This window comes from Rhizobium sp. BK181 (assembly GCF_014193305.1).
Classification (GTDB): domain Bacteria; phylum Pseudomonadota; class Alphaproteobacteria; order Rhizobiales; family Rhizobiaceae; genus Rhizobium.
Map to the genome: position 1 here is coordinate 219138 of NZ_JACHZA010000002.1, position 22288 is coordinate 241425.

A 22288-nucleotide genomic window follows, 5' to 3' on the forward strand; every position below is an offset into this window, starting at 1 on the left:
CCGGTCATAGGGCCGTGTAGACCGCGCCAAGTCGCCGGGCCTCGCCTTCAATGCTGAAGGCGCTTATCGCGTGGTTCCTCGCGCGGAGTGAAGCCTCTTGGCGACGGGCGTCGTCATCCATGAAATGGGCAGCGGCCAGTACCATCTCATCGAGATCGTCACGCGGGATGATTATCCCGGTTTCCTGGTCACCGGTGAGCAGCAGTTCCGGAAAGGCTCCGACGTCCGTCGCGACAACGGGAACGGCGGTCGCCATCGCTTCGAGCGGCGTCAGGCCGAAGCCTTCCCAGCGTTGCGGTGCGACAAACATATCGAGTGCACGATACCAGTCGTTGATGTTGGTGTGCTCGCCTACGAATAGTAGGCGATCGGAGAGGCCGGCAGAGGCAACCCGCGCCTTCAGTTCGTTTTCAAACTCGACGTGTTGTGCCGTGGCGCGTCCGGCAACGATGGCGACCCAGTCGGGCCGGGACGGTAGCAACCGGATCATGCTGTCGACGAAGAGGTCCGTGCCCTTCTGATGGCGAACGCGACCGAAGCAGCCGGCGATCTTCTTCGTCTCGTCGAGACCAAGCAGTCGTTTGGCCGCTACCCTATCATCTGCCGGCGAAAAACGGGTTGTGTCTATCCCGTGGAGAACGACGGTGCTCGGCACTTCGAGATAATTCGCCGTCTTGCCGCTTGTTGCTATCACCGCGTCCATCTTCGAAATCAGCCATTTCGTCCAGCCGGAGTGGCGGCGCTGGGACGCCGAGGTGAAGACGATCTTCAGCGGCATGCGCAAGACATCGCGCATCAGGATGGCCGGCAGCATTTCGATGTTGCGACGGGCGTGCCATATGCGAAACCGCTTGCCGCGCGGCGCCCGCCATAGCTTCGGCAAGTCACGAAAACGGATGTGCGGCAAGGATGCCGGAAGACCCGGTCCAAGGGCTGCAATCTTCTCGCCGAGTGCGCGCTGGACCGGGATCAACTGAATGATGGTGGACGTGACGCCGGAGAGCCGCTTCTTGAAGTTAGGCGCAATAATCTCGACGTCACTGACCTTGACGATAGCCGGCTGGCCGCGACCGTCCACGGATCAATCAGCCCCAGGAAATGGAAAGGACTTCGTAGGCCTTGGAGCCACCGGGCGCATTGACTTCGATGGAGTCGCCGACTTCCTTGCCAATCAGCGCACGCGCGATTGGGGAGGAGATGGATATACGTCCGGCCTTAACGTCGGCTTCCTGATCGCCGACGATCTGATAGGTCTTTTCTTCTTCGGTATCCTCGTCGACGAGCTTCACCTTCGCGCCGAACTTGATCTTGTCGCCGGACATCTTCGACAGGTCGATGACCTCGGCACGCGCGGTCAGGTCCTCGAGCTCGCTGATACGGCCTTCGTTGTGGCTCTGAGCTTCCTTCGCAGCATGGTATTCGGCGTTTTCCGAGAGGTCACCATGCGCACGGGCTTCGGCGATTGCCTCGATGATCCGGGGACGCTCCTCCTGCTGACGCCAGCGCAGTTCTTCCTGCAGCTTGACGAAACCACCCTGCGTCATCGGTACCTTATCAACCATTTTTTTGTCCTTCACTCCCCGTATCCACATAGCCGCGGACACAAAAGAAAACAGGTCCCGAGGGGGAACCTCGGAACCGTGCAACAATCCTAACTTTTGCGGTTATAGCAGATCGCCACCGCGGATTTCCATAAAATTCGTATCGCTGGCCGGAGGCCGGTCGGAGTGGCTGGAAACCAACCTCGATTGACTTTTTGAGCAAGAACATATAGTGAACATGAAGATGAGGAAGTCTTTAAAACAACGATTGGCAATTCTCTCGGATGCAGCAAAATATGACGCATCCTGCGCTTCCAGCGGAACACAAAAGCGCGATTCGGCGAAAAGTGGCGGCCTTGGCTCCACCGAGGGATCCGGCATCTGCCACGCCTATGCGCCTGATGGACGCTGCATATCGCTATTGAAAGTCCTCCTGACGAACTTCTGCATTTACGATTGTGCGTATTGCATCAATCGGTCCTCCAGCAATGTAGAACGGGCGCGCTTCACACCGGAGGAAGTGGTTTGGCTGACGTTGGAATTCTATCGCCGCAACTATATCGAGGGGTTGTTTCTCTCGTCGGGCATCATCCGCTCCCCGGATCATACGATGGAGCAAATGGTCCGTGTCGTTCGCGAACTACGCGTCTCCCATGACTTCCGCGGTTATATACACCTGAAGTCGATTCCGGAGGCATCGGCCCATCTCATTGAAGAGGCAGGGCTTTACGCGGATCGTCTGTCCTTGAATATCGAGCTTCCGACGGACAGCGGCATTGCGCGCCTTGCGCCGGAAAAAAGGCCCTCACACATCCGCCGTTCGATGGGGGACCTGCGATTGAAGATAGAGGCGGCAGACGAGCCGACGCTCCAATCGAAGACGCGCAAGCGTTTTGTGCCTGCCGGTCAGAGCACGCAAATGATTGTTGGTGCCGATGGGGCAAACGATGCGACGATCCTTGGGACGAGTGCGCAGCTCTATGGCAGCTATGGCCTGAAGCGGGTCTACTATTCCGCCTTCAGCCCCATTCCGGACTCCTCGAAGAACCTGCCTCTGATCAAGCCGCCACTGATGCGTGAACACCGACTTTACCAAGCAGACTGGCTATATCGCTTCTACGGTTTCGAGATCGAGGAGATCACCGCGACGCGGCCTGGCGGAATGCTGGATCTCAATCTCGATCCCAAGCTTGCATGGGCGCTCGGCCATCGCGCCGACTTTCCAGTCGACGTCAACAAGGCGGAGCGAGAACGGCTGCTTCGCGTGCCGGGGCTCGGAACCAAAACGGTGAAGGCGATCCTTTCGGCCCGTCGCTTCCGGAGGCTGCGTTTGGACGACCTCTCCAGACTCGGTGTCTCGATCAAGAAAGTGCAGGCTTTTGTGACGGCAGAGGGCTGGACGCCACGTCAACTGGCGGATCGAGCGGATTTGCGGACGATGTTCGAGCCGCCGCCCGAGCAATTGACGCTGCTCTGATGCGCCGCGTGGTTCTGAAGGGCAGGGGCGACTTCGACGAATGGCGCAATGCCGCCCGCGCGCTGGCCTGTGCCGGCGTTGCCCCGGAGGACATAGAATGGAGTGAAGAAGGCGGTGAGAAGCAGCTCTTCTGGGAGCGCGACGTATTGCCTCCGCAACCCGTGTCCGGCAGTCGGTCGATGACAGTGCCTCCGGCGTTTATTGATCTTGCTTCAGCGGTGATTTGCCATTCCGATCCCGTCCGTTTCTTTCTTCTCTATCGGCTGCTGTGGCGGCTTCAGTCCGACAAGTCGCTGCTATCGGTGGCGTCCGACGAAGACGTTTCGGTTGCGCGGTTGATGGAAAAAAACGTTCGCCGCGATGCCCACAAGATGACGGCTTTCCTTCGCTTCAAGGAAGTGGGATCCGGCATTTCCGTGAATGGCAGGCGGAAGTTTCTCGCCTGGTTCGAGCCGGATCATCACATCGTCACGCGCAAGGCGCCGTTCTTTCAGCGCCGGTTCAACGACATGGACTGGATGATCCTGACGCCAAAGGGTTCGGCGAGCTGGGATGGCATGAGGTTATCACTCAGCGATGAGCCCTGCACCAAACCTGACCTTACCGATCCTGCCGATGAACTTTGGAAGACCTATTTTGCTAATATTTTCAATCCTGCGCGCCTGAAGGTGAAGGCGATGCAGGCGGAGATGCCGAAGAAATACTGGAAGAATATGCCCGAGGCGGAGTTGATTCCCGACCTCATCGCGAATGCCGAGCAGCGGGTGCTGGCGATGGCCAGGCGTGAGGCGACGATGCCTCCTGCCTTCCACGACAAGCTTCAGGCGGCATCCCGCAACCTGCAGACTGCGCCATCTACTGCTGAAGGGACATGGGAGGCGCTTCGCGAACAGGCGGCGGCCTGCAGCCGCTGCCCATTGCATGCCAAGGCGACACAGGCAGTCTTCGGGGAGGGACCGCAGGACGCGGAAATCATGTTTGTTGGCGAGCAGCCTGGGGACCAGGAGGATCTTGCCGGGCGTCCGTTTGTCGGTCCGGCGGGGAGGGTTTTCGACGAGGCCTTGTTGGCAGCGGGCATGAATCGCGCGGAGCTTTATGTCACCAACGCAGTCAAGCACTTCAAATATGAACCGCGCGGCAAGCGGCGCATCCATCAAAAGCCGAACCGGGGAGAGGTAGAGCATTGCCGCTGGTGGCTCGACCGGGAATTGGAGCTGGTCAAGCCGAAGCTGGTGGTCGCAATGGGGGCGACGGCACTCTTTGCGCTCACGGGTTGGCAACAGAAGCTTGAGGATGCGCGGGGCGAGTTCATACCGCTTGAGGGCGGTCGGCAGTTGTTCGTCACCGTCCATCCCTCCTTTCTGCTGCGATTGCCGGATGAAGGCCTGCGGCAACAGGAAGTCGAACGGTTCCGTAGCGATATTGCGCGCATCGGTTCAGAATTGGCGTCTTCGAGTTGAATCTGTAAGTTGATATGATCGCCTAAGGCGATATGGGCTGGTTGGCGCAGGAGGGGAAGATGAGCGACAACTATATCATCAGTGCCAGAAAGCGTGCAGGCGATGCATTGATTGCCGAACCTGGACCGATAAAGTTTCTGAAGGTGCCTTCCACGCTCGACAGCTACGATGCGCGTCAGGCGGTATCGAGTGCCAAGGATTGGGTCGCGGAGGTGCAGGGGCTCGCGGATGGCGACGAGAACCCGAATTCGATCGGCCCGCGGGGCGATGTGCTGATCTTCGTGCATGGCTATAACAACGACATCCCGACTGTCTTGAAGCGCATCCGGCAGCTTCGCGCCGATCTGCGCGCGGAAGGCTGGCATGGCGAGATCGTGGCCTTCGACTGGCCGAGCGACAACCAGACACTCAACTATCTGGAAGACCGATCGGATGCCGCGGCTGTCGCGAGTGAGCTCGTGACGAAGGGCATCCGGCTCCTGAAGCAGAGCCAGCAGTCCGGCTGTGAAACCAATGTGCATCTGCTGGGTCATTCAACCGGCTGTTACGTGATCATGGATGCCTTTGCACAGTCGGACAAGCACGGCGATCTCTTCAAGGCGGACTGGCGCGTCGGTCAGGTGGCCTTCATCGGCGGCGATGTCTCCACAAGCAGCCTGTCGCTTGCCAGCGACTGGAACCAGCCGATGTTCCGTCGGATCATGCGGCTCACCAACTACTCGAATCCCTTCGATTCGGTCCTTGCCGTCTCAAACGCGAAGAGGCTTGGTGTTGCGCCGCGCGTTGGTCGCGTTGGGCTGCCAGCGGACGTCAACGCCAAAGCGTTGGACGTCAACTGCGGGGAATACTTCAATACGGTCAATCCCGCCTCGCAGCCGCAGATTGGTTCCTGGACACACTCATGGCACATCGGCAATCGGGTTTTTGCCCGCGACCTCGCCATGACGCTGGAAGGCGCGATCAATCGTCACGCCATTCCGACGCGCCGTGAACAAGGTGGCAAGCTGATCTTGCAGGATCGGCCGCGTCCGGCCTTTCAAGATGCCTGGGACGTCAAGGCGGACGCGCAGGACGCGAGAGCGCGGATCTAGCCGTTCTGGTTGTCCGAAAAAGAAAGGCCGGCGCGATGGCCGGCCCTCCCTATCAGAAGTAGCTTTGCAGGGGGCGAACTTCGAGGTTGCCGGCCCGCAGCGCCTTGATGGCTTGGGCGGCTGCCTCGGCGCCGGCCATCGTGGTGTAGTAAGGGACCTTCTGCATCAGCGTCGCGCGACGAAGCGACTTGGAGTCCGAGATCGCCTTGTTGCCGTCGGTCGTGTTGATCACGAGCTGAACCTGGCGGTTACGGATCGCGTCCTCGATATGCGGACGACCTTCCAGGACCTTATTGATCTTCGTTGCCGTGATACCGTTTTCGGCGAGGAAGCGCTGCGTGCCGCCGGTTGCCAAAACCTTGAAGCCTTCGCCGACGAGAACGCGGATGGCCGGCAGGACGCGCGGTTTGTCGGCATCACGGACCGAAACGAAGACCGTTCCGTCTCGCGGCAGTTCGACACCGGCACCGAGCTGCGACTTGGCGAATGCCAGCGCGAAATCGGTGTCGAGGCCGATGACTTCGCCGGTCGAGCGCATTTCCGGGCCGAGCAGCGTGTCGACGCCGGGGAAGCGGGCGAACGGGAAGACGGCTTCCTTGACGGCGATGTGCTTCAGGTTGCGCGGATCGGGCTTCTCGCCATAGGCGGCGAAGAGCGGATCGAGCTTCTCGCCGGCCATGGCGCGGGCGGCGATCTTGGCGATCGGGGCGCCGATGGTCTTGGCGACGAAGGGAACGGTACGCGAGGCGCGCGGGTTCACTTCCAGCACGTAGACGGTGCCGTCCTTGATGGCGAACTGGACGTTCATCAGGCCGACGACGTTGAGCGCCTTGGCCATTGACTTTGCCTGGCGCTCGAGCTCGTCGATCATTTCGGACGAGAGCGTGCGCGGAGGCAGCGAGCAGGCGCTATCGCCGGAATGAATTCCGGCTTCCTCGATGTGCTCCATGATGCCGGCAATGAAGGCGTCGTTGCCGTCGGATAGGCAATCGACGTCGACTTCGATGGCGTTCGACAGATAGCTGTCGAAGAGCAGCGGGTTCTTGCCGAGCAGGGTGTTGATCTGGCCGGTCTTGTCGTTCGGGTAGCGCTGCTTGATGTCCTCAGGCACCAGTTCCGGAACGGTGTCGAGCAGGTAGGTCTGCAGCTGGCTCTCGGCGTGGATGATCTGCATGGCGCGGCCGCCGAGGACGTAGGACGGACGCACGACCAGCGGGAAGCCGATTTCGGTGGCGACCAGGCGGGCCTGCTCGACGGAGTAGGCGATGCCGTTGTTCGGCTGCGTCAGGTCGAGCTTGATCAGAAGCTTCTGGAAGCGGTCGCGGTCTTCGGCAAGGTCGATCATATCAGGCGCAGTGCCGAGGATCGGGATGCCGTTCTTCTCGAGCGCTTCGGCGAGCTTCAGCGGGGTCTGGCCGCCGAACTGCACGATGACGCCGACGACTTCGCCCTTTTCCTGCTCCGCGCGCAGGATTTCGATCACGTCTTCGGCCGTCAGCGGCTCAAAGTAGAGGCGATCTGACGTGTCGTAGTCCGTCGAGACCGTTTCCGGGTTGCAGTTGATCATGATCGCTTCATAGCCGGCGTCGCGGAGAGCGAAAGCGGCATGGCAGCAGCAATAGTCGAACTCGATGCCCTGGCCGATACGGTTCGGGCCACCGCCGAGGATGACGACCTTCTTGGCGGCGGAGACTTCGGCTTCAGAGCGAAGCTCCCCGACGAAAGGCGTTTCGTAGGTCGAGTACATGTAGGCAGTCGGCGAGGCGAACTCGGCAGCGCAGGTATCGATGCGCTTGAAGACCGGGCGGACGTTCAGGCTGTTGCGCAGTTCGGCGACTTCCTTCGGGCGCTTGCCCGTCAGCGTGGCGAGGCGGGCGTCGGAGAAGCCCATGGCCTTCAGCGTGCGCAGGTTCGTGGCATCTGCAGGCAGGCCATGCTCGCGGATGCGGGCTTCCATGTCGACGATCGCCTTGAACTGGGCGATGAACCACGGGTCGATCTTGCAGCCTTCGTGGACTTCCTCAGGGCTCATGCCCTGGCGCAGCGCCTGGGCAACCATGCGCAGGCGATCCGGGGTCGGCGTGCCGATCGCGGCGCGGATAGCGTTCTGGCTGGATTCGCCCTCTTCGACACCCGGGATTTCGATTTCATCGAGGCCGGTCAGGCCGGTTTCGAGGCCGCGCAGCGCCTTCTGCAGCGATTCCGCGAAGGTGCGGCCAATTGCCATGACTTCACCGACGGACTTCATGGCTGTGGTCAGGACCGGCGAGGCGCCCGGGAACTTCTCGAAGGCGAAACGGGGGATCTTGGTGACGACGTAGTCGATCGACGGTTCGAACGAGGCAGGAGTGGCGCCGCCGGTGATGTCGTTGTCGAGTTCGTCGAGCGTGTAGCCGATGGCGAGCTTGGCAGCGACCTTGGCGATCGGGAAGCCGGTGGCCTTGGAGGCCAGTGCCGACGAGCGCGAGACGCGCGGGTTCATTTCGATGACGACGAGGCGGCCATCCTTCGGGTTGACGGCGAACTGAACGTTCGAGCCGCCTGTTTCAACGCCGATCTCGCGCAGAACCGCGATCGAGGCGTTACGCATCATCTGGTATTCCTTGTCGGTCAGCGTCAGGGCCGGTGCGACAGTGATCGAGTCGCCGGTGTGGACGCCCATCGGGTCGATGTTTTCGATCGAGCAGATGATGATGCAGTTGTCCGCCTTGTCGCGGACGACTTCCATTTCATATTCCTTCCAGCCGAGAACCGATTCCTCGATCAGAACTTCCGTCGTCGGCGAGGCGTCGAGGCCGCCGCCGATGATCTCGAAGAACTCCGAGCGGTTATAGGCAATGCCGCCGCCGGTGCCACCCATAGTGAAGGAGGGGCGGATGATGGCGGGCAGGCCGACGACGTCGATCGCCTGGGCAGCGATCGCCATGGCGTGGCTGATGTAGCGTTGCTTGCGGTCGGTCTCGCCGAGGTTCCACTGGTTTTCCAGCTCGTCGAGCGCCTTGTCGAGTTCGGCGCCGGAGAGGCTTTCCTTCAACTTGTTGCGCTCGGCTTCATGCGTCTTGCGGTCGGCGTCCTTGATGTCGGTGGCGTTGGCAAGCATCGAGCGCGGGGTTTCGAGACCGATCTTTTCCATCGCCTCGCGGAAGAGGGCGCGGTCTTCGGCCTTGTCGATGGCGGCGGGCTTGGCGCCGATCATCTCGACATTGTAGCGGTCGAGAACGCCCATGCGCTTCAGGGAGAGTGCGGTGTTGAGCGCGGTCTGGCCGCCCATGGTCGGCAGCAGCGCGTCGGGACGTTCCTTGGCGATGATCTTGGCCACGACCTCGGGGGTGATCGGCTCGACATAGGTCGCGTCGGCCAGGCCCGGGTCGGTCATGATTGTTGCCGGGTTGGAGTTGACGAGGATGACGCGGTAGCCTTCCTCCTTCAGCGCCTTGCAGGCCTGGGTGCCGGAGTAGTCGAATTCGCAAGCCTGGCCAATGACGATCGGTCCTGCGCCGATGATGAGGATCGATTTGATGTCTTGGCGCTTCGGCATCGGCGTTTTCCGTTTTCTAGCTGCGCAGAAAGCCGGCCAGGGTGGGAGGAACCGGCCGGGTCGCGCATATGATGGTGTTTTCAGGCTAGAAGCGGCTTATAGGCAAATGTATTTGTAAACGGAACCCCATAAATTGCGGAATCGACAGGAATTGGCGGCTCTTGCCGGAGCCTAGCGGATGCCCGGCACCACGAGCGCCCTGATCTCGCCTTTTCGAGCAGGGTTGGAGATGACTTCTACGGCCTCCTCGAGGCCGATTCGACGGGAGATCAGCGGTTCGACCTTGATGGTGCCTGACGCAATGAGATCGGCGGCCCGCCGGTGCGTGAAGGGATTGATAAACGAGCTTGTGAGCTTGATCTCGCGAAAGAGGAGATCGAACGGCTCGATCGCGACCTTCACACCCTGCGACATGACGCCGAGGATCACAACCGTGCCGCCGCGACGTGCGAGGCTTGCTGCCTGCTCGATCGTCTCGGCAACGCCGGCGCATTCGATCACGACGTCTGCGCCGCCGGGCAGCACGCCGTCCGTCGCCGTCAGGTGCGCGACGACCTCACCCGTCGAAGGGTCTGCGCTGGCGGTCGCTCCAAGCTCCTCGGCGAGCCGACGCTTCTCCTCGCTGCGGGTCAAGAGGACGACATTGGTTGCTCCCGCCAGCCGGGCCAACTGGACGACCAGCAATCCGATCACACCGCCGCCAAGCACGACCACGGAAGAGCCGGTGCGGATTTCGGCGAGGTCGACTCCGTGGATGCAGCATGCAAGCGGCTCGCAAAAGGCGCCGTGGAGGGGAGGCAGTGCATCGGGCAACTCGAAGGCCTGCTGCTGCGGTATGCAAACATACTCCGCAAAACCGCCGTCGCGATGGATGCCGATCGCCTGCAATTTGCGGCACAGATTGACGCGGCCGCGCTGGCATTCGGGGCAGCGGCCGCAGGCAATGTTGGGATCGCCGGTGACGCGCATGCCTTCGCGAAAGCCGCTGACACTGCCGCCTATTTTTTCGATGATCCCGCTGAACTCGTGGCCGAGCGTAACTGGTGGATTGGAAGGAAACTCTCCCTTGAACAGATGGCGATCGGTCCCGCAGATGCCGCAGGCCTCCACGCGCACAAGCAATTCGCCTTGAGCCGGTTCTGGCAGTTCCATCTCGCACAGAACCAGCTTCCCTGGCGCTTCGAGCCGCACCGCCTTCATCGCCTGTCTCCTCCTCAGACTTCGTTGTGCAAGGAGGCCCGATTGTCGGTGTGTCGTCAAGGAGCGATGCCCTGGAAGTACTCCTGGGCTTCCATACGAAAATATTCGTCCGGTTGACGTTTTTTAACGGTACTGGTTCGTGAAAATTAATACTTAGTGTGCTTTCTATTTGGCATTGCAGACCAAAAGGCGGTTTGCTTGCGGACATCCAGAATCACAATGGCTGATCGTGACAAAGCACTTGCAAATCTGAGAGCTTGGACTTTCGAGTTGCTGCCGCATGTCCGCCACCGATTAATGGCGGACGGCTGGCTCTATCTGGTGGTTCTGTTTTACTTCATACTTGGTGTCCTGTTGCTGGTCGCTTACGGTCACGCCGAGATGATGTCCTTAGGGCTGTATTTCGACCAATGGACCTACCTGTTTCTGTTTTTTATGCCGCTCATGGCCGGCATTTTTGACTACGCACGGATCTTGCTTCGCTTTGGGGCGAAAAGATCGCTGGCGACACGAAGAGTGTTCTCACCCCATCGGTTAGCTCATCTTCTTTCAGGCATGGCATTGCTGATGGCGCTGATGGTCTTTCAGGGCACGTTCACATCAATCAAGAATTTGTTGCCGGTTATTCGAGGCGGCTTTCTCTACGACCAATGGCTTGCAAAGACGGATGCACTGCTATCCTTTGGCCCAGACCCCTGGAAGATCCTACTGTCGATTGCGGGGCACGATGCGATCGTCAAACTCGTGGATTGGAATTACAGCGTGTTGTGGTTCGCGGTTTGCTTCGGAACGCTGTTCTATGTAGCAACCTCGCCGCGAGCGGCTCCGGTACGCGTCCGCTATATTGGCATGTTCATGCTGGTCTGGGTGGTCTGCGGAAACATTCTCGCTGGTCTTTTCATGTCCGCCGGGCCCGTGTTCTACGGGGCAGTGACCGGCGACACCCAGCGCTTTGCGGAACTATTGAGCTTCCTGGCATCGCCTGATGGCCCCACGACCACCAGCATGGTTCAAAGCTACCTTTGGTCTCTTCATACGCACCATACACCGGGGCTCGGCTCCGGCATCTCAGCGTTTCCCAGCGTGCACGTGGGATTGGTTGCGCTGAATGCATTCTTCGCGGCGGAGATTTCGCGCCGTCTGGGTATCATCGCTTTCTGTTACACCGCGTTCGTCATGGTCAGCTCCGTCTATCTGGGCTGGCACTACGCGGTGGATGGCTATGCGTCACTACTCGTCGTGGGCACCAGCCACTTTGCGCTTAAATGGATGTTGGAACGCGACCGCGGACCAGTCGCGGACACCCCCGAGGCAGCGGTCGCAATCGCCTGACTACGCGCAGACACAAAATCTAGCAAACGATCGACCTGCCGTTTTCGGCAAGGCTGCCGCCCGGAGATAGCTGGAATTTCCTGATCGCCGAGATATATAGATAACGACCGAAGGTTTAGTCCGGGAGAACCATTATGGAATGGAAAGGCCGGCGCCAGTCCGATAATATCGAAGATCGCCGTGGCGATCCTTCCATGGGCGGATTGGGCAGAGGGGGGGGCTTCAGTTTTCCGTCGGGCGGCGGCATGGGCCGGCGCGGCGGCGGCTTGAGCATCGGCACCATCATATTCCTGGTCGTCATCTATCTTGTCCTGAAGGCCATGGGTATCGACCTGCTACAGATCATGGACGGCGGCACGACGACGGGCGGCCCAGGCTATGAGCAGAGCGAGTCCGGCGGTCAGACGCCCGCCAACGATGAAATGACCGCCTTTGTTCGCACCGTCCTTGCCGAGACCGAGGACACTTGGAACGGGATCTTCCAGTCTCAGGGCCGTCAGTACGAGGAGCCTCGGCTCGTCCTCTTTTCCGGGCAGACGCAGTCAGCGTGCGGTTTTGCCTCGGCAGCGACCGGGCCGTTCTATTGCCCGAGCGATCACAAGGTCTATCTCGACACTGCCTTCTTCAACCAACTGAGCCGCCAATTCGGCGCCTCCGGCGATTTTGCAGAGGCCTACGTGGTTGCCCACGAGGTCGGCCATCATGTTCAGAATCTGCTCGGCATCCTGCCTAAGTTCAATGAGGCACGCCAGCGGATGAGCGAGACGGAAGCGAACAAGTTGTCGGTCCGTGTAGAGCTGCAGGCAGATTGCTTCGCTGGCATATGGGGCAAGTTCACCGAGCAGAAGGGTATCCTCGAAGCCGGCGATCTCGAGGAGGCGTTGAACGCCGCCCAGAAGATCGGCGACGACACCCTGCAGAAGCGCAGCCAGGGCTACGTGGTGCCAGAGAGTTTCAACCACGGCACCTCGGAGCAGCGGGCGCGCTGGTTCAAACGCGGCTTCGACAGTGGGCAGTTGTCCGCCTGCGATACGTTCTCAGGGCCTGTATGAGGTTCGGCAGCCTCTCCCGTGGGGAGAGGCTGACCAGATCACTTTTCACTGTCCATGTGCTTGAGTTGGGCTTCGGGATAGCGGGCGCCGGCTGCAGCATCCTTCGGGACGGCTCGTTCGATGGTAGCCATGTCTTCTGTCGATATTGCCGTCCTGGAAGCGCGGGCTCATGCCGCGGAAATCGCCGGTGCCGCTTCCCTGTCCCTTCTGCCAATGGCCGCTGATCAGGCCGCGTGAGAGAACGCCGTAGGCGGTAATGGCAATGCCGAGTTCGCGGCAGGTCGGCAGTATTTGGTCCTCTATGCCGCGTGAGATCAACGAGTACTCGATCTGCAGGTCGCAGATCGAATGGGTGCTCGCCGCCCGGCGAATGGTGTCCGCGCCGACTTCGGACAGGCCGACATGCCTTATGTAACCAGCCTTGATCATGTCGCCGATCGTGCCGACCGTCTCCTCGATCGGAACATTGGGATCCAGGCGTGCAGGGCGGTAAACATCGATGTAGTCGACGCCGAGGCGTTTCAGCGTATAGGCAAGGAAGTTCTTGATCGCCGCCGGGCGGGAGTCGTAACCGCTCCAGTTGCCGGCCGGATCGCGTAGCGCTCCGAATTTGACGCTGATGACGACCTCATCCCGCTTACGGCCGTTCAGCGCTTCGCCTATCAACATTTCGTTATGGCCCATGCCATAGAAATCGCCGGTATCAAGCAGATTGATGCCGACGTCGAGAGCCGCGTGGACCGTTGCGATGCTTTCGCTGCGGTCGGATGGCCCGTACATGCCGGACATGCCCATGCAGCCGAGTCCGATCGCCGACACCATGGGACCGGGTTTTCCCAATCGATGCATCTCCATTTTTGTCTCCATGCGTGTGTTGATGTTCGGACGGGTTTTAGCGCGTCGGCCTTCGTGCGATAATCCATGCAAATGTGAACGGGCTGTACGGGAAAATGTACGATGGAAGACCTTCCTCTCAATGATCTGGATGCCTTCACAGCCATTGCAAGGGAGCGCAGCTTTCGCGCGGCGGCGCGCAAGCGTGGCGTCTCGGCTTCGTCGCTCAGCGACTCGCTGCGGCGACTGGAGGAACGCGTCGGGGTACGCCTGCTCAATCGAACGACGCGCAGCGTGACGCCGACCGAGGCGGGAGAACGCCTGCTCGAACGGCTTGCGCCCGCGCTAGGGGAAGTTTCCCAGGCACTCCAGCAGCTCGACACATTTCGCGACAGCCCGAGCGGGACGTTGCGGCTCAACGTGCCGACGATCGCCGTGCGGCTGTTTCTGCCCGATCTCGCCAATCGCTTTTTGAGGCGTTATCCGCAGATCTCGCTTGAGATCGTCGGCGAAGACTCTTTCGTGGATGTGCTTGCCGCCGGCTATGACGCCGGCATTCGCTATGACGAGCGTCTCGAGCGGGACATGATTGCTGTGCCAATTGGGCCGCGCAGGCAGAGATATGTCACGGCCGCCGCGCCGGATTATCTGGCGCGGCGTGGTGTCCCCAAGCACCCGCGCGATCTGCTTGAGCACGATTGCGTCCGGCACCGCTTCCTCAGCGGAACCGCTTTGCCATGGGAGTTCGAGCGCGGCGAAGAAACCTTGATGATTACGCCGAAGGGGCCGATTGTCGCCAATGCAATCGATATGGAAGTTTCTGCAGCTATCGCGGGGCTTGGGATCATACGCACGTTCGAGGAGGTCGTCTCCCCGGCCGTCGAAACGGGTGCGCTCGTGCCTATTCTCGAAGAATGGGTGAGTGAATTTTCCGGGCCATTTCTCTACTATGCCGGTCGTAAGCATTTGCCACCCTCGCTTCGCGCCTTTGTCGACTTCGTCAAAGGCGAACGGGTCAAAGGCGGCTAGAATCTGCCTTTGTTCCGCTTCTCCATCAACAGAAGTCGTGCGCCTATCAAAAGATTTGAAATGTTCACGGATTGTTTCGCTAATATGCGTGAGCTATGTAACATGATCGGCGACGAGTTCGTCTTTCCAGAAAACAACCTGCTGTAGAGATCTCTGATGCTCGATCCGAAATTCGTTCGTCGTGGCCTCTTCCTCGTCTTCATGATCCTGTTTCTCGACGTGATCGGGATCGCGATCATCATGCCGGTACTGCCGGCGTATTTGGAGCAATTGACGGGTGGCTCGGTAAGCGACGCAGCCCTCGACGGCGGGTGGCTGCTCGTCGTTTATGCGGGCATGCAATTCCTGTTTGCGCCATTTCTCGGCAATCTCAGCGATCGTTTCGGGCGACGTCCGATCCTGCTGCTGTCGGTGCTGACTTTTGCGATCGACAATTTCATCTGTGCGGTGGCAACCAGCTTCTGGATGCTGTTTGTGGGCCGGGCGCTGGCCGGCCTTAGCGGCGGCAGTTTTGCGACCTGTTCCGCCTACATTGCCGACATCAGCAACGATGAAAATCGCGCCAAGAATTTCGGGCTGATCGGTATTGCCTTCGGCGTCGGTTTCACGATCGGACCGGTCATTGGCGGCGTCCTCGGCGAATTCGGACCCCGGGTGCCGTTCCTCGGAGCCGCAGCGCTCTCATTCGCAAATTTCGTTGCGGCCTACTTCCTGTTGCCCGAGACCTTGGACGCTAGGCACCGTCGGGCCTTCGAATGGAAACGCGCCAATCCACTCGGCACGCTGAAGCAGATGCGGAGCTATCCGGGCATCGGCCCGATCTGTGCCGTCATGTTCCTCTTCTGGCTGGCGCATGCCGTCTATCCGGCCGTCTGGTCCTTCGTTTCGACCTATCGCTACGGTTGGAGTGAGGGGCAGATCGGCCTATCACTCGGCATCTATGGGATCGGTGCGGCCTTCGTCATGGCTGTCATTTTGCCGAGGATTGTGCCGGTGCTTGGCGAGTGGAAGACGGCTGTGCTTGGCTTATCCTTTTCCGTTGTCGGCCTAACCGGCTACGCCTTCGCGTGGGAGGGCTGGATGGTCTATACAGTTATCGTGCTGACCGTGATGGAGAACGTCGCCGATCCGCCGCTCAGAAGTATTGCTGCAGCCAAGGTGCCGCCGTCGGCTCAGGGAGAGTTGCAGGGGGCGCTGACCAGCCTCAGCAGCATCACGACAATTGTCGGGCCACTGATCTTTACCCAGCTGTTCGGCTACTTCACGCGGCCAGAGGCCCCGGTGCGCTTCGCCGGAGCCCCATTTCTGCTCGCGGCCGTCATCATCCTGATTGCAGCCCTCGTGTTTCTAGCGAGGGTGCGCACGATCAAAGCGGCCGAGGTCGTGGAACAGCCAGCGGAGTGAGCCATCAGAATTCGTGATGCGATGATGAATTTTTCATCATTTGCACAGTTTTGCGTAGTTCTTTGCCGGGCTTTGAACTAAGCCCTGTTGATTACTTTGCCGCAAGTTGCGGCCATCACCGATTCAATCACAGGAACAGTGTCATGGACACGCCGATCGACGCGCGCAAGCTTGCGCCGAAAACCGATAACCATTGGGCTGCGCATTTCCGCGCGACGCTGGCGCTCGGCATCCCGCTGATCGGCGCGCAGCTTGCCCAGCTTGGCATCAACACGACCGATGTGATGATCGTCGGCCGTCTCGGTGCGGAGAATCTGGCTGCGATGGTATTGTCGGCACAGTTCCTTTTCACGATCCTCGTCTTTGGGTCGGGCTTTGCCATTGCTGTCATACCGATGGTCGCACAAGCCTACGGCAAGGGCGACGTCGTCAGCGTGCGCCGCTCGCTGCGCATGGGTCTATGGGTCGTGCTGGCCTATTGGGTGATCATGCTGCCGGCGTTCTTCAACTCCGAGCGGATATTGCTCGCCGCCGGGCAGAAGCCGGACGTGGCGGCACTGGCGCATGGCTACATCCTGATCGGTCAGTTCGGCGTGCTGCCTGGCCTGCTCTATAACGTCATGCGGGCGCTGGTGAGCGCGATCGGGCGTGCGGCCGTCATTCTGAACGTGACGATCGCAATGCTCGTGCTGAACGCCTTCTTCGCCTATGCGCTGGTGCTCGGCCATTTTGGCTTTCCGGCGATGGGCCTGGAGGGCGCGGCGATCGTATCAGTGGTCGTGCAGATTGCCGGCTTCCTGTTCATCGTTGGCTATGTCCAGAGCAGGGCGGAGACGCGACGCTACGAAATTTTCGTGCGGTTCTGGCGTCCGGACTGGAAGGCATTCTGGGAGGTCGTCCGTCTCGGTCTGCCGATCAGCGTGACGATCCTGGCCGAGGTGAGCCTCTTTACCGTGGCGTCGCTGCTGATGGGGCATATCGGAACGATCGAGCTTGCCGCTCACGGCATCGCCCTGCAATGGGCCTCGATCGCCTTCATGATCCCGCTCGGCTTGTCGCAGGCGGCAACCGTTCGGGTTGGTGTGGCGCATGGGCAAGGTGATTACACTGCAGTCGTGCGGGCCTCGATCGCTGTCGTCGTCATCGCCTGTGTGATTGCTGTCGCCGGTAGCATTCTGTTTGCTGCCGTTCCTGAATTCCTGGGAAGCTGGTTCCTCGATACCAAATTGCCGGAGGCGCCGCAGGTGCTTGCCTATGCCGGGCCGCTGATCGTCGTGGCGGGTCTGTTTCAGTTGGTCGATGGCCTGCAGGCAATCGCCAATGGGTTGTTGCGTGGTCTGAAGGACGCGCGCGTGCCGATGATTCTGGCGCTGATTGCCTATTGGCCGATCGGGTTCTTCCTCGCCTGGGCCTTTGCGTTCCCGCTTGGCTTTGGTGGTATCGGCATCTGGTTCGGCTTCCTGGTCGGGCTTGCGGCGGCAGCCGTGATGCTTTGCGGACGCTTCTACCTGCTTCTCCGTCGCGAGAAGGATATGGCCGGCGTCTAGCCGGCCGGAATTAAGCGGCGACCGGCTTGTAGTTGGCAATGTCGGCGCGAATGCCGAGCCGCTGAAACAGCGCTTGCGGATCGAAATTGCGGGCGCGATGGGCGGCCTGAACAGCAGCCTTCACACGTTCAATCACCTCGGGGCTTTCCCATTGGGCAATCGTCACGAAATTGAATTCGCCCGGGCCGGAAACCTGTTCCAGCACCTGATGGCTGATAAAACCGTCCTGCGCCTGCAAAACCTCGTGCGTCTTCAGCACGTTCATCAGAAACTCCTCGCGCGCAGCCTCCGGAACCGCAAACTTGTCGATCCGGTAAAACTCTCCGTTCATCCTCATCTCCTTTTCTTTGGATGTCACCAACCCGGGTGTAATTCCTCAAGTTAAGTTGAGGTCAATAGGCCGAAACAACAATGTCCACTGAAGAGCATTGGGCGAGGGCGACTGCTCCCATTGCTCCCGTCATCGGGACTGACGCTGCGGTTAGGCGGTGAATTCGCAAGCCTGAAATGATTATGGGCGGTCGTGAGGGACCGATCCGCTTGTGCGTGCAGGCCGGAGAGCGGTGCCTTCGGAGTGATCTGATCAACGAAGCGGCATCGGATTGTAGCCAACCTCATTTCTGCGTAGCATCGGCCAAGCCGTATTTCAGCAACTTGGGGGAGAGCCGCAGCATGGCGAAGCTCGTATTTGCTTTGAACCAGTCCCTTGATGGTTATGTCGACCATACGGAATTTTCGCCTGATCCCGCGCTCTTTCGTCATTTCATTGATGACGTTCGCAGCCTTGCCGGCAGTGTGTACGGTCGTCGCATGTATGAGGTGATGCAGTATTGGGACGACGACCGTTCCGAGTGGGACGACGCGAAGCGCGACTATGCAGCGGCATGGCGGCGCCAACCGAAATGGGTCGTGTCGCGCTCGCTGCAATCAGTAGGGCCGAACGCCACCCTTGTCGTGGATGACGTCGAGGCGACGATACGCGGGCTGAAAGCGCGACTGGATGGGGACATCGAAGTTTCCGGACCTGAGTTGGCGCGAAGTCTGACCGATCTCGGTCTGGTCGATGAGTATCGGCTGTACCTCCATCCCGTCGTGCTTGGTCGCGGCAAACCGCTCTTTGCCGGCCCGCGGCCGCCGCTGTGCCTGGTCGCGAGCGATCGAATCGGCGCAGACGTGATCAGGTTGACATACGTTCCAGCATAGGCGCGCGACCAACCCGACGGCCTTCTTGCCTCGAACAGCCAGTGGCCTACAACCTAGTAATTATACATCGACATCGGATCATTGATGCAGGCGTAGTCCAGCAGACACTTTCTCCCGCTGCCGTCACGCAAACTGGCCGTACCCAGCTTGTCGCCGGGCCCACACTGCGCCGGCGGATAGCGAAAGTTGCGGCCGCCGAAGCCGAGACGGACATAGACCTTTTTGGACTGGCGTATGATCTGCGCGAGCTGCGCGCAGCTGTAATCTTTTGCATCGACCTTCACGGGCCCGGCGGCAAGAGATACCGTCGGGAGCAAGCACGCAACTGCTAGTATCAAGCACCTCATGGCTGCCTCCCTCACTGAAATGCAGTAAATCAGCAGTTGCGGCACCTTTCAAACGGATATCGCGTGGCTGCGGTCGCAGCTGCGCGTAATAGCTGCAAAAAATAAAAAAGCCCGCCGGAGCGGGCTTTAGAATTGCAGGAATGCGTCTCAGCGCTCTGCGAGGGCTTCCTCGCCCTTCTTCGCGCGCACCAGATTGATAAAGCGGCGGAAGAGGTAGTGGCTGTCCTGCGGGCCGGGGGAAGCCTCCGGGTGATGCTGAACCGAGAAGATCGCCTTGCCGGCGACGCGCAGGCCGCAGTTGGTGCCGTCGAAGAGGGAAACGTGAGTCTCTTCAACGCCATCGGGCAGAGACTTCGTGTCGACCGCGAAGCCGTGGTTCATCGAGACGATCTCGACCTTGCCCGTGGTGTGGTCCTTGACCGGATGGTTGGCGCCGTGGTGACCCTGGTGCATCTTCTCAGTCTTGGCGCCGAGCGCGAGTCCCAGCATCTGATGGCCGAGGCAGATGCCGAAAACCGGAATGTCGGTCTTGATCAGTTTCTGGATGACGGGAACGGCGTATTCGCCCGTTGCGGCCGGGTCGCCCGGGCCGTTCGACAGGAAGATGCCGTCGGGCTGCATGGCGAGAACTTCCTCGGCGCTCGTCGTCGCCGGCATGACGGTGACCTTGCAGTCAAGGCCGGCAAAGAGGCGCAGGATGTTGCGCTTTACGCCGTAGTCGAGGCAGACGACGTGGTACTTCGCGTCTTCGGCCCTCAGTTCTCCGTAGCCTTCGTTCCAGATCCACGGGGTCTGCGCCCACTGCGACGACTGGCCCGACGAAGCGATCTTGGCGAGGTCGAGGCCTTCGAGGCCGCTCCAGGCCTTGGCTTCCGCCTTCAGCGTCTCGACGTCGAAGACGCCGTTCGGATCATGAGCGATGACCGCGTTCGGGGAACCATTTTCACGGATCCAGGCGGTCAGCGCACGCGTGTCGATGCCGCAGAGGCCGATGATGCCGCGAGCCTTCAACCAGGCATCGAGGTGCTTGACGGCGCGGTAGTTGGACGGATCGGTGATGTCGGCCTTGAAGATGACGCCGACCGCGCCGTGGCGTGCCGCCGGCGTCAGGTCTTCGATGTCTTCGTCGTTGGTGCCGATGTTGCCGATGTGCGGGAAGGTGAAGGTGACAATCTGGCCGAGATAGGAAGGGTCCGTCAGGATCTCCTCGTAGCCGGTCAGCGCCGTGTTGAAGACCACCTCGGCCTGGACCTTGCCGGTCGCGCCGATGCCCTTGCCTTCAATGACGGTTCCGTCTGCGAGAACGAGCAGGGCGGTCGGCTTTTCGGTTGTCCAGGGTGCTGTCGCGGTCATCTTCATCCCGTTTCCGGCGGCCACACGTCCTTGGGCAACGTTGGCCGGCCATTTGGTTCGCAAGCATACGCACGCGGCAAGGCGCGCGCTCTCAGGCCTGATCACGAATTTTGGTGCAGGTGGCGGTAAATAGCCACGCTATTGCGCGAGGTCAATCTTTGTACCGCACATTCCGCCAGTTTTCTCGCGCTTTCGGCCGTCATTTTCCGCAATTTATTTGATCCCATGCATTCGCGTGGTTTATGAAGCGGCAACCAAACAGGAGTGATTATGATGTTGCGCGATCAACTCGCCGCCGCCCTCAAGGATGCCATGAAGTCCAAGAACGCCGAGCGTCTCTCGACCGTTCGCCTGATTCAGGCCGGGATCAAGGACCGTGACATCGCCAATCGCGGCGCAGGCAAGGAAGAGGCCAGCGACGACGAGATTCTGCAGATCCTTGCCAAGATGGTGAAGCAGCGCGACGAATCGGCGAAGATCTACGAAGAGAACGCCCGGCCGGAGCTGGCTGCCAAGGAGCGCGCCGAGATCACCGTGCTGCAGGACTTCCTGCCGAAACAGCTCTCCGACGCGGAAGTCCGCAGCAATATTGCGGCGATCATCGCCGAGACCGGTGCTGCCGGGCCGAAGGACATGGGCAAGGTGATGGCGGTGCTCAAGGAGCGCTATGCCGGCCAGATGGATTTCTCCAAGGCCTCTGGCGCGGTCAAGGAGCAGCTGAACTGATCAGCGCAGGCTCGCCGTCTTCCCGGCGGCGGGCCCAAGCACCGCCTCCGCGGCAGCGTCGACAACGGCGAATTTGGCTGCTTGGTAGCCCCAATATTCCATGACAAAGCCCTGCGAGAGCCAGGTATCGCCTTTGTAGGGCGGCTGAGTCCAACCGACGCTTCCCATTTCGGAGGCCTGCGTCAGCAGGCGCTTCAGATGCGTGTTGGAGATCATGAACTGGTCACGGATGTCCTTTAGCGACAATCGCCCGATGTCGACCCGATCCGAGCTGCGATCGAAGGTGTCGATGCGGCTCATGAGGTAGTCCATGATCAGGCCACCGGAATTGGCCCAGTTGAACAAATTGTATGTTGCGCCGGGATCGCGCACGGCGTCGCTATCGATGATCGCCTTGGAAATCAGCGGCTGCATCTTGGCGAAGGCAGACGGATCGGCGTTGATCCGGTCCAGCCGATTGCCGCCGTCCAGACTATCAAGAATGAAAAGGTGGGTGGCGAGCCATCGGAAGAAGTGTTCGTGGGCGGTCTCGGTCGGCTCCAACAGGCGCGTGCGCTTGTCGCTTGCGCTCTCGACAGGGCGAAGAAACCGGTAGGCGAGCATTTCCTGGATGAAAGCAGCGGCGGTATTGCGGCTTGCAATCCTGTTCGCCACAACGAAGGTGATGAAACGGCCCGAATAGAGGCCTAGCTTCGGTTCGCCGGGATAGCCGAAATGAAGCGCGAAACCGGCATGGGCCATCAGCCAGCGCTGTTGAGCGGCGAAGATCGAAGCGATACGCGGGCTTTCGCGATAGATCGCCAGCATTTCGCGGGCGCAATGCAATACGGCCACAAAGAAGGCATCGCTTTCTAAAAAATCTTCAACTCTATGTGGCATTCGACCATCCCGCTGTCTCGCTTCATTGGGCATCGTGCGATAACTGTCAATGCCTTCTGCGGCCGCTGGTGGCGACGAAAATATCAAAAAATGAAACCTAGGGGCGAAATTAAAGAAGGCAGGAGCTGGGGGTGCTCCTGCCTTCTTGCTCTTTGCTTCCGGTGGCGACGCAGGACCGAGATCCAAGCCAGCGGGTACTCGCAAAGGCACCCTCGCGAGGCGGCGCCGGGGGTAGGGATGGTGCCTCGCTTGGGGATCGCTTTGTTGACCCTGAG

General features: G+C 60.1%; 18 protein-coding genes and 1 pseudogene. 10 read left to right on the forward strand and 9 right to left on the reverse strand.

Annotation, left to right across the window (positions count from 1 at the left end; all coding sequences use genetic code 11):
• Window positions 1-4: 4 nt before the first annotated feature.
• Both FHT77_RS08530 and greA read right to left on the reverse strand, forming a co-directional pair.
• Window positions 5-1054, reverse strand: a complete 1050-nt coding sequence (locus tag FHT77_RS08530) for a glycosyltransferase family 4 protein (protein WP_183754778.1) — start codon at window positions 1052-1054, stop codon at window positions 5-7.
• 31 nt (window positions 1055-1085) lie between these two features.
• Window positions 1086-1562, reverse strand: a complete 477-nt coding sequence (gene greA / locus FHT77_RS08535) for a transcription elongation factor GreA (RefSeq protein WP_018857193.1) — start codon at window positions 1560-1562, stop codon at window positions 1086-1088.
• A gap of 223 nt (window positions 1563-1785) precedes the next feature.
• Here greA and FHT77_RS08540 point away from each other — a divergent pair, with 223 nt between their 5' ends.
• The 3 genes from FHT77_RS08540 to FHT77_RS08550 are packed head-to-tail and all read left to right on the forward strand — an operon-like array spanning window position 1786 to window position 5569.
• On the forward strand, window positions 1786-3018 hold the full coding sequence (locus tag FHT77_RS08540; protein ID WP_183754262.1) for a putative DNA modification/repair radical SAM protein: 1233 nt from the start codon (window positions 1786-1788) through the stop codon (window positions 3016-3018).
• The gene (locus tag FHT77_RS08545) at window positions 3018-4478 is read left to right on the forward strand and encodes a UdgX family uracil-DNA binding protein (RefSeq protein ID WP_183754264.1); all 1461 of its coding nucleotides are present in this window, start codon (window positions 3018-3020) and stop codon (window positions 4476-4478) included. The genes FHT77_RS08540 and FHT77_RS08545 overlap by 1 nt, the downstream gene beginning before the upstream one ends.
• A gap of 59 nt (window positions 4479-4537) precedes the next feature.
• Window positions 4538-5569 carry an alpha/beta fold hydrolase gene (locus tag FHT77_RS08550; protein WP_183754266.1) on the forward strand — a complete coding sequence of 344 codons (1032 nt, stop codon included), beginning with the start codon at window positions 4538-4540 and terminating at the stop codon, window positions 5567-5569.
• 52 nt (window positions 5570-5621) lie between these two features.
• Here FHT77_RS08550 and carB read toward each other — a convergent pair whose 3' ends face one another.
• Window positions 5622-9107, reverse strand: coding sequence for a carbamoyl-phosphate synthase large subunit (gene carB / locus FHT77_RS08555; protein WP_183754274.1), 3486 nt, complete (start codon window positions 9105-9107; stop codon window positions 5622-5624).
• A gap of 171 nt (window positions 9108-9278) precedes the next feature.
• Window positions 9279-10307: a zinc-dependent alcohol dehydrogenase family protein gene (locus tag FHT77_RS08560; RefSeq protein WP_183754276.1), complete on the reverse strand. Its 1029-nt coding sequence runs from the start codon at window positions 10305-10307 to the stop codon at window positions 9279-9281.
• Between the two features lie 219 nt (window positions 10308-10526).
• On the opposite strand from FHT77_RS08560, the gene FHT77_RS08565 reads away from it, so the two are divergent.
• Window positions 10527-11639: a phosphatase PAP2 family protein gene (locus FHT77_RS08565; RefSeq protein WP_183754277.1), complete on the forward strand. Its 1113-nt coding sequence runs from the start codon at window positions 10527-10529 to the stop codon at window positions 11637-11639.
• Window positions 11640-11773: 134 nt separating this feature from the next.
• The gene (locus FHT77_RS08570) at window positions 11774-12691 is read left to right on the forward strand and encodes a neutral zinc metallopeptidase (protein WP_183754280.1); all 918 of its coding nucleotides are present in this window, start codon (window positions 11774-11776) and stop codon (window positions 12689-12691) included.
• Window positions 12692-12729: 38 nt separating this feature from the next.
• On the opposite strand, the pseudogene FHT77_RS08575 reads toward FHT77_RS08570, so the two are convergent.
• Window positions 12730-13546: pseudogene (locus FHT77_RS08575) on the reverse strand (aldo/keto reductase).
• A 102-nt stretch (window positions 13547-13648) separates the two neighbouring features.
• Here FHT77_RS08575 and FHT77_RS08580 point away from each other — a divergent pair.
• The 3 genes from FHT77_RS08580 (at window position 13649) to FHT77_RS08590 (ending at window position 17505) form a co-directional block, all read left to right on the forward strand.
• Window positions 13649-14554, forward strand: coding sequence for a LysR family transcriptional regulator (locus tag FHT77_RS08580; RefSeq protein ID WP_183754281.1), 906 nt, complete (start codon window positions 13649-13651; stop codon window positions 14552-14554).
• 156 nt (window positions 14555-14710) lie between these two features.
• Window positions 14711-15958, forward strand: a complete 1248-nt coding sequence (locus FHT77_RS08585; RefSeq protein WP_183754283.1) for a TCR/Tet family MFS transporter — start codon at window positions 14711-14713, stop codon at window positions 15956-15958.
• Between the two features lie 143 nt (window positions 15959-16101).
• Window positions 16102-17505 carry an MATE family efflux transporter gene (locus FHT77_RS08590; protein WP_183754285.1) on the forward strand — a complete coding sequence of 468 codons (1404 nt, stop codon included), beginning with the start codon at window positions 16102-16104 and terminating at the stop codon, window positions 17503-17505.
• 10 nt (window positions 17506-17515) lie between these two features.
• Here the strand turns inward: FHT77_RS08590 and FHT77_RS08595 are convergent, their stop codons facing one another.
• Window positions 17516-17836 carry an antibiotic biosynthesis monooxygenase family protein gene (locus FHT77_RS08595; RefSeq protein WP_183754287.1) on the reverse strand — a complete coding sequence of 107 codons (321 nt, stop codon included), beginning with the start codon at window positions 17834-17836 and terminating at the stop codon, window positions 17516-17518.
• A gap of 341 nt (window positions 17837-18177) precedes the next feature.
• On the opposite strand from FHT77_RS08595, the gene FHT77_RS08600 reads away from it, so the two are divergent.
• Window positions 18178-18708 (forward strand): dihydrofolate reductase family protein, encoded by a 531-nt coding sequence (locus tag FHT77_RS08600; RefSeq protein WP_183754289.1) that lies wholly within the window; start codon window positions 18178-18180, stop codon window positions 18706-18708.
• Between the two features lie 53 nt (window positions 18709-18761).
• On the opposite strand, the gene FHT77_RS08605 is transcribed toward FHT77_RS08600, so the two are convergent.
• Together FHT77_RS08605 and carA are read right to left on the reverse strand one after the other, a co-directional pair.
• On the reverse strand, window positions 18762-19055 hold the full coding sequence (locus tag FHT77_RS08605) for a hypothetical protein (protein WP_183754291.1): 294 nt from the start codon (window positions 19053-19055) through the stop codon (window positions 18762-18764).
• 147 nt (window positions 19056-19202) lie between these two features.
• The gene (gene carA / locus FHT77_RS08610; RefSeq protein WP_183754298.1) at window positions 19203-20408 is read right to left on the reverse strand and encodes a glutamine-hydrolyzing carbamoyl-phosphate synthase small subunit; all 1206 of its coding nucleotides are present in this window, start codon (window positions 20406-20408) and stop codon (window positions 19203-19205) included.
• A gap of 273 nt (window positions 20409-20681) precedes the next feature.
• Here carA and FHT77_RS08615 point away from each other — a divergent pair, with 273 nt between their 5' ends.
• Window positions 20682-21134 (forward strand): GatB/YqeY domain-containing protein, encoded by a 453-nt coding sequence (locus tag FHT77_RS08615; RefSeq protein WP_183754780.1) that lies wholly within the window; start codon window positions 20682-20684, stop codon window positions 21132-21134.
• Here FHT77_RS08615 and FHT77_RS08620 read toward each other — a convergent pair whose 3' ends face one another.
• Complete coding sequence (locus FHT77_RS08620; protein ID WP_183754299.1) at window positions 21135-22013, reverse strand: hypothetical protein; 879 nt, start codon at window positions 22011-22013, stop codon at window positions 21135-21137.
• Window positions 22014-22288 lie beyond the last annotated feature (275 nt).